Annotated in this window: 7 protein-coding genes and 1 pseudogene; 6 read left to right on the top strand and 2 right to left on the bottom strand. The window is 74.5% G+C overall.

Features of this window, described 5'->3' with window-relative positions; all coding sequences use genetic code 11:
* On the bottom strand, positions 1-617 hold a 617-nt coding region (locus tag ABD308_RS11320; RefSeq protein WP_344331849.1), incomplete at its 3' end, for a TetR/AcrR family transcriptional regulator.
* 109 nt (positions 618-726) lie between these two features.
* On the opposite strand from ABD308_RS11320, the gene ABD308_RS11315 reads away from it, so the two are divergent.
* The 4 genes and pseudogenes from ABD308_RS11315 (at position 727) to ABD308_RS11300 (ending at position 5,339) form a co-directional block, all read left to right on the top strand.
* Complete coding sequence (locus ABD308_RS11315; RefSeq protein ID WP_344331847.1) at positions 727-1,722, top strand: ATP-binding cassette domain-containing protein; 996 nt, start codon at positions 727-729, stop codon at positions 1,720-1,722.
* Positions 1,722-2,303, top strand: a pseudogene (locus ABD308_RS11310) (ABC transporter permease); the annotation flags it as partial. The gene ABD308_RS11315 and the pseudogene ABD308_RS11310, both read left to right, overlap by 1 nt.
* Before the next feature lie 336 nt (positions 2,304-2,639).
* Positions 2,640-3,626: an aldo/keto reductase gene (locus ABD308_RS11305; RefSeq protein WP_344331863.1), complete on the top strand. Its 987-nt coding sequence runs from the start codon at positions 2,640-2,642 to the stop codon at positions 3,624-3,626.
* A 243-nt stretch (positions 3,627-3,869) separates the two neighbouring features.
* On the top strand, positions 3,870-5,339 hold the full coding sequence (locus tag ABD308_RS11300; RefSeq protein ID WP_344331846.1) for an FAD-dependent monooxygenase: 1,470 nt from the start codon (positions 3,870-3,872) through the stop codon (positions 5,337-5,339).
* 19 nt (positions 5,340-5,358) lie between these two features.
* Here the strand turns inward: ABD308_RS11300 and ABD308_RS11295 are convergent, their stop codons facing one another.
* Positions 5,359-6,228 (bottom strand): SCO6745 family protein, encoded by an 870-nt coding sequence (locus ABD308_RS11295; RefSeq protein ID WP_344331844.1) that lies wholly within the window; start codon positions 6,226-6,228, stop codon positions 5,359-5,361.
* Between the two features lie 243 nt (positions 6,229-6,471).
* Here ABD308_RS11295 and rpe point away from each other — a divergent pair, with 243 nt between their 5' ends.
* A complete protein-coding gene (rpe, locus tag ABD308_RS11290) occupies positions 6,472-7,155 on the top strand; it encodes a ribulose-phosphate 3-epimerase (protein ID WP_344331842.1) in 684 nt (227 codons plus the stop codon).
* 126 nt (positions 7,156-7,281) lie between these two features.
* Positions 7,282-7,862: pirin family protein (locus ABD308_RS11285; RefSeq protein WP_344331840.1), on the top strand; the 581-nt coding region annotated here is incomplete at its 3' end.

The following is a 7,862-nucleotide window of genomic DNA, read 5'->3' as shown; positions in this document are numbered from 1 at the left end:
CGGCCGAGGTAGGTGGCGAGTTCCGCCTGCCACTTGGCGCCGGCCGCCGCCGTGCGTTCGTACTGCGCGTACTGGCAGATGAATCCGTTGAGCAGGGCGAGTGCCTCCAGGCGGGCGGTGCCGTCGAGGCCGCTGGGCTCGGTGACGGCGAGGAAGTGGTCGGTGTAGCGCAGGGCGTGGGGGCCGAGGCCGGGGCGGGCGATCACCAGGGCGGCGGCCCAGGGGTGGCGGCGCAGTGCGGCGAGCTGCTCGTGGGCGAGGCGGCGCAGGTCGGCGCGGCAGTCGCCGGTCGGGGTGAGGGCGGAGTAGTCGTACTCGCCGGCGACGGCGTCGAGCATCAGGTCGAGCAGGTGCTCCTTCTTCGGCACGTAGTTGTAGAGCGACATGGTGCCCGCGCCGAGCGCCCCGGCGACCCGGCGCATGGAGACCGCCTCCAGGCCCTCCGCGTCCGCGATGGCGATGGCGGCGGCGGCGATCGACGTCCGGCTGTGGGCCGGGCGGGGGCCGCGGCCGGTGCGCTCGGGGCGCAGCCAGATCAGCTCGGGCGCCTCGCCGGCCGGCGGCGTGGGCTGCGGGGCGGGGGTGGAGCCGCGGTGCGGCGGCTTGCTGGACGGCACTGGTTGATCACCTCGGTTCCCCATCTTAGATACGTACGGCGTACGTAGTACGATGCGCGCGCTGGTGCTTCTACGTACGCTGTACCTAGTGAGGGGAATGGGCAGAGCCATGTCCGACACCGCCCGGAACCACGCCGTCGCCGCCATCGAGCTGGCGGGCGTGGAGAAACGCTTCGGCACCACCCGCGCCCTGCGCGGACTCGACCTGACCGTGCCGTCCGGCACCGTCTGCGGCCTGCTCGGCCCCAACGGCGCCGGCAAGACCACCGCCGTCCGCGTCCTCGCCACTCTGGTCGCCCCCGACGGCGGCACGGCCCGGGTGGCCGGGCACGACGTGGTCCGCGACCCCGACGCCGTCCGCCGCAGCATCGGCTTGGCCGGCCAGCACGCGGCCGTCGACGAGGGCCTCACCGGCCGCGACAACCTGCACCTGCTCGGCCGGCTGCACCACCTGGGCGCGCGCGGCGCCCGTGCCCGGGCCGGCGAACTCCTCGACCGTTTCGGGCTCGCCGAGGCCGCCGACCGCCTGGTCCGCACCTACTCCGGTGGCATGCGGCGGCGCCTCGACCTCGTCGCCAGCCTGGTCATCGCCCCGCCGGTGCTCTTCCTCGACGAGCCCACCACCGGCCTCGACCCGCGCAGCCGCCAGCAGATCTGGGACGTGGTGCGGGAGTTGGCCGAGGCCGGCACCACCGTGCTGCTCACCACCCAGTACCTGGAGGAGGCGGACCGCCTCGCCGACACCGTCGTGGTCGTCGACCACGGCGCCGCCATCGCCACCGGTCCGCCGCGGCGGCTCAAGGCGTCGATCGGCACCCGGGTCTCGGTCACCCTCGCCGACGCCGCCCAACTCGGCCAGGCCGCAGTGGTGCTGGCGGCGCTCGCCGGGACCGGCGACGTCCTGGTGGACCAGCACGAGCGGACGGTCGAGGTGGTCTCCCGGCCCGGGGTGGAGGTCCTTTTGCCCAGGCTGGTGCGGGAGTTGGACGCGGTGGGGGTGGTCGCGCGGGACGCCGCGCTGCGCCCGCCGTCGCTGGACGACGTCTTCCTCGCGCTCACCGGGCGCGGCAACGACGCCGGCGCCACCGAGGGGAGGGCCGCCTGATGGCCGCGCCTGGGCGTCTGCTCGCCGACACCTGGTCCTCGATGCTCCGCGTCCTTCTCGCCTACCGTCGCTCGCCCGGACTGCTGGCCGTCTCGCTGGCCGTTCCGGTGGTGATGGTGGTGGTGTTCGGCTATGTGTTCGGCAGCGCCATCGCCGTTCCCGGCGCGTCCGGAGCCGGCGCGTCCGGACCAGGTGAGGCCGGCGGAGGCTACCGGGAGTTCCTGATGCCCGGGCTGTTCGCGATGGTCGCCGTCAACGGCATCATGCCCACCATGGTCGGCGCCGCCCGCGACGTCGGGCGCGGCGTCACCGACCGGCTCCGCTCGATGGCGGTCTCCCGCACCGGACTGCTGCTCGGCCAGACCCTCGCCGACCTGCTGGTCAGCGTGGTGGTGCTGGTCCTGCTGGCGGCGGTCGGGCTGGCCGTCGGCTGGCGGATCCGCGGTGGACTCGCCGGCGCCGCGGCGGGGTTCGGCCTGCTGCTGCTCTTCCGGTTCGCCATGACCTGGGTCGGGCTGCTGCTCGGCCTGGCCGTCGGCAAGGAGGAGGCGGCCGGGCAACTGGCCGTCGCCGTCATCCCCTTGACGATGGTCACCAACGCGTTCGTGCCCACCGGCGGCATGCCCGGGCTGGCTGGCCGCGCTCGCCGACTGGAACCCGATGAGCGCCGTCGTCCAGGCCGGACGCGAACTGTTCGGCAATCCGTCCGCCCCTGGCGCCGCCTGGCCGATGCAGCACGCCGCGCTGGCCACGCTGCTCTGGTGCGCGCTTCTGCTGCTGCTCTGCGGGCCGCTCGCGGTACGGAGGTTCGCCACGCACGGCACCCGCGGGCGCTGACCATCCCGGCCCGGACGAGCCGCGTCCCACGGGGCGAAATGTGCTGGACAGCACGGCCGGTGCGGCTCAGGGTGGGCCCCATGGAGTTCACCCACCTCGGCCGCACCGGCCTCACCGTTTCCCGACTCTGCCTGGGCACCATGAACTTCGGCCCGCACACCGAGGAGTCCGACGCCCATCTGATCATGGACAGCGCGCACGAACGGGGCATCAACTTCTTCGACACCTCGAACAGTTACGGCCGCAACGCCGAAGGCGGGCAGCGGGGGCGGACCGAGGAGATCATCGGCCGCTGGTTCGCCAAGGGGGACGGCCGCCGCGAGCGCACCGTGCTCGCCACCAAGGCCTACGCCCCGATGGGTGACTGGCCCAACGAGGGCCGGCTCTCCGCGCTCGCCATCCGGCGCGCCGTCGAGGCCAGCCTGCGCCGCCTCGGCACCGACCACATCGACCTCTACCAGATGCACCACATCGACCGGGACACGCCCTGGGAGGAGATCTGGCAGGCGATGGAGGTCCTGGTCGCCCAGGGCAAGATCATCTACGTCGGGTCCAGCAACTTCGCCGGCTGGCACATCGCCCAGGCCCAGGAGGCCGCCCGCAGCCGCCACTTCCTCGGTCTGGTCAGCGAGCAGTCGCTCTACAACCTGCTCGACCGCACCATCGAGTTGGAGGTGATCCCCGCCGTCGAGCACTACGGCCTCGGCCTGCTCCCGTGGTCCCCGCTGCGCAGCGGCGTCCTCAGCGGCGCGCTGAAGAAGGAGCGCGAGGGCGCCCTCGTCCGGGGTGCGATGACCCACGCCGGCGAGATCCTGGAGGCGAACCGGCCCCGGATCCAGGCTTACGAGGACCTCGCCGCCGAGGTCGGCGAGCACCCCGCCGACCTCGCCCTCGCCTGGCTGCTCTCCCGTCCCGCCGTCACCGCCCCCATCGTCGGCCCGCGCACCCTCGCCCATCTCGACGCCGCCGTGCACGCCCTCGGCATCGAGCTCGACGACGAGGTCCTCGCCCGTCTCGACACCCTCTTCCCGGGCCACAAGCCGGCCCCGGAGGACTACGCCTGGTAGGAGTTGACGGGGGAACCGCGTGAAAGTGTGCCCGCTTCTCGCCGAGAAGCGGGCACACGTCTACAGGAGGTCGATGGGAGGAGAAGGGGGGGCGGGAGGGGGCGGGAGGGGTGTGCACTCTCCGCCACTCTCAACGTATAGCGCACGGGGGGTCTTGCGGCAAGGGGGTGGGGGAGGCGCAGAATCCGTCGGCAGGTGAACGGGAACGACGGTACGGGGCGTGTGGTGATGTCGGTGATGCGCGTGAACGTGAATGCGGACGCGGATGTGCTCGTGGTCGGCGGCGGGCCGACCGGGCTGATGGTGGCGGCCGAGTTGCGGCTGCACGGGGTCGGTGTGGTCGTGCTGGAGCGGCGGGCGGAGCGGACGGTGGAGTCGCGCGGGCGCGGGCTGCACGCGCGCAGCGTGGAGATCATGGACCAGCGCGGGCTGCTGGAGCGGTTCCTCGCGGTGAGCGAGAGGTTCCAGGTGGGCGGGCTGTTCGGCGGCGTCATGGCGCCCTGGCCGGAGAGCCTGGACACCGCCCACCCGTACGGGCTGGCCACCCCGCAGGCGGTCACCGAACGGCTGCTGGAGGAGCGCGCGCTGGAGCTCGGGGCCGTGATCAGGCGCGGGTGCGAGGTCACCGGCCTGAGCCAGGACGCGGACGGTGTGACCGTCGAACTCGCGGACGGTACGCACCTGCGCTCGCGCCACCTCGTCGGCTGCGACGGCGGGCGCAGTACCGTGCGCAAGGCCCTCGGCGTGGGCTTCCCCGGCGAGCCGTCCACGGTCGAGACGCTGATCGGCGACCTGGAGCTGGCCGCCGACCCGGCGGAGGTGGCCGCCGTGGTGGAACGGGTGCGCCGCACCGAGCCGCGGTTCGGCGTGGCCCCCGACGTGGACGGCCGGCCGGGGGTCGCGCGGGTGATCGCGCCGGCGGACGGCGTCGCCGAGGCCCGGGCGACGCCGCCGACCCTGGAGGAGTTCAAGGCCCGGCTGCGGGCCGTCGCGGGCACCGACTTCGGCGCCCACACGGCGCACTGGCTCTCCCGCTTCGGCGACGCCACCCGGCAGGCCGAGCGCTACCGGGTTGGCCGGGTGCTGCTGGCCGGCGACGCCGCGCACGTCCACCCGCCGACCGGCGGGCAGGGCCTCAACCTCGGCGTGCAGGACGCGTTCAACCTGGGCTGGAAGCTCGCCGCCGAGGTCGACGGCTGGGCGCCGGAGGGCCTGCTGGACAGCTACCACGCGGAGCGGCACCCGGTCGGCGCCCGCGTGCTGACCAACACCCGCGCGCAGATGACCCTGCTCGGCAGCGCGCCGGGGCCGACCGCGCTGCGGGAGCTGTTGACGCGGCTGATGGAGGTGGAGGAGGTGAACCGCTACGTGACCGGCATGATCACCGCCCTCGACGTCCGCTATGACCACGAGCCGGGCGACCCGGACCTCGTCGGCCGACGCCTGCGCGACGTCAGGCTGTCGGGGGACCGCCGGCTCTACGCGCTGACGCACGGCGGCCGCGGGCTGCTCCTCGACCGCACCGGCGGCGGCCTCTCGGCGGACGGCTGGGCCGACCGCGTCGACCACGTCGCCGACGCCGCCGCGGAGCTGGACGCGCCCGCCGTCCTGCTGCGCCCGGACGGCCACGTGGCCTGGGCCGGGGACGACCCGCAGGGGCTGCGCACCGCCCTGACCAGGTGGTTCGGCGCCCCCGGAGCCACCTCGCGGTGACCCCGAGGGGGCGCGAACGTCAAGCGGTGGTGGTGGCCGGAAGACCGATCGGGTTGATCGGCGGCAGGGCGGTGCGACAGAGCGCCGAGATCGGCTTGAGCGCGGCGGCGAGCCGGTCGAGGTCGGCGCGCGGGTGGTTCTCCCAGACGCGGGCGGCGGCGAGGTCGGTGGCCGCCTCCAGGGACTGGTGGCGGATGCGGCCGCACTCGGTGATGGTGCCGCGCTCGGTGAGCCAGCCGCGCTCGGCCAGCCGGGCGGCGGCCGCGTCCCACTCGGCGTCGGTCCAGCCGCGCACCGGCTGCAGCGCCTCGCGCCGCACGTCCAGGGCGCAGCGCACCACCAGCGCCTCGCAGCCGTCGAGCCCCGCCGCGACCAGGGCGGCGATGTGACCGTCGCCGCGGTGCTCGCGCATCACGGTGGCGGCCTGCCAGAGGCGGCCGTACAGGTCCGTCGGACGGGGGAGGGCGGCGTTGGCCGCGGCCAGCACCCGGCCCGCGCAGTCCAGTCGGGCGACGGCGCCCTCCAGCAGGTCGGCCGCCAGCTCGATCTGCGCCGGGTCGACGTGCTCCAGCAGCCGCTTCAGGGCCGCCGAGGCGCCGGCGGCCCGGGCNNNCCGGGCGGCGAGCGCCGTCTCCGGATCGGCGAGCTGCCAGATCGCCGGGAGCGCGCGCTCGATCGGGGCGGGCGCGAAGTTGAAGAACGCCGCGATCACCGGCGGCGCGTCCACCGGGCCGAGCGGGGCGGCGCGGCCGGCGAAGTAGCTGCGCGCGACACCGCGCAGGCCCACCGCCTCGAACGCGCCGAGGCCCTCCGGGGTGAAGTAGGTGACGGCGTGCACGGGTTCGAAGAGCCACCACAGGGCGCGGGCGGGATGGACGAGATCGGCCAAGGGGAGGACCTTCCACTTCGGGGAGGGGGCGGGCAGGCCGTTCGGATGTTCCCGTACCGGCTCTCGTACAGGCTGATGACCACGGCGGCGGCCACGATAACCCCGCCCGGGGTGTGATGACGGTCACGGGAAGGTCTCGGTGGTGACGCGCGGCCGACGGCGCGGGGGATGATGGCCCCGGTGCGCCCCGCGCGCCCGATCCCTCGGCAGACGGCACGAAGGCAAGAAGAGGTAACAGGCCCCATGGCGCAGATCAACCCCAGCATCCTGTCCGCGGACTTCGCCCGGCTCGCCCAGGAGGCCGAGGCCGTGCGGGGCTCGGACTGGCTGCACGTCGACGTGATGGACAACCACTTCGTGCCCAACCTGACCCTCGGCATCCCGGTCGTCGAGTCGCTGTCCCGGGCCACCGACATCCCGCTCGACTGCCACCTCATGATCGAGGACCCGGACCGCTGGGCCCCCCAGTACGTCGAGGCGGGCGCCGGCTCGGTGACCTTCCACGTCGAGGCCGCCGCCGCGCCCGTCCGGCTCGCCCGCGAGATCCGGGCCAAGGGCGCCCGCGCGTCGATGGCGCTCAAGCCGGGCACGCCGATCGAGCCCTACGAGGACCTGCTGCCCGAGCTGGACATGCTGCTGATCATGACAGTGGAGCCGGGCTTCGGCGGCCAGGCGTTCCTGGACATCATGCTGCCGAAGATCCGCCGGACCCGGGAGCTGATCGCCAAGCACGACCTGGAGCTGTGGCTCCAGGTCGACGGCGGCGTCTCGGCGAGCACCATCGAGCGCTGCGCCGAGGCCGGCGCGGACGTCTTCGTCGCCGGCTCGGCGGTCTACGGCGCCGAGGACCCGGCCCAGGCGGTCGCCGGGCTGCGCAGCCTCGCCGAGAGCGCGAGCGCCGACGCCTGGTGGGCCTGCGCGCACTGAGCCCCGACCGGGTGGTTCCGGGTGGAGGATCGCCGCGCCCTGGTGGAGGATCGTTGCGACGACCTCTCCGGCCGGGGCGGCGGTCCCCACTCCTCCCGGGCCCCTGCGCACGGCGGTGACCGCCCCATGAGCAACCTCGACGCCAAGCCCGCCCCGACCACCTGCGGCGGCGAGGCCGGCACCGGCCCGGTCCGCGACCTGTTGCCGGCCCGTCAGGTTCCGCTCGGCGAGAGCACGGTGGTGCGCCGGCTCCTGCCCAGCCTCGGCCGCCGGATGGTCGGCGCGTGGTGCTTCGTCGACCACTACGGCCCCGACGACATCGCCGACGAGCCCGGCATGCAGGTGCCCCCGCACCCCCACATGGGCCTGCAGACGGTCAGCTGGCTGCACGCCGGCGAGGTCCTGCACCGCGACAGCCTCGGCAGCCTCCAGACCGTCCGCCCCCGCGAACTGGGCCTGATGACCTCCGGCCGGGCCATCTCCCACTCCGAGGAGTCCCCCCGCCCCCACGCCCCCCTCCTGCACGGCGCCCAACTCTGGGTCGCCCTCCCCGACGCCCACCGCCACCGCGCCCCCGCCTTCGAACACCACCCCGACCTCCCCACCGTCACCGCCCCCGGCCTGACCGCCACCGTCATCCTCGGCACCCTCGACGGCACCACCTCCGCCGGCACCACCAGCGAGGGGATCACCACCAGCCGGCCGTA

The organism is Kitasatospora putterlickiae (assembly GCF_039527695.1).
GTDB lineage: Bacteria > Actinomycetota > Actinomycetes > Streptomycetales > Streptomycetaceae > Kitasatospora > Kitasatospora putterlickiae.
This window is presented reverse-complemented; position numbering and strand designations above follow the sequence as displayed.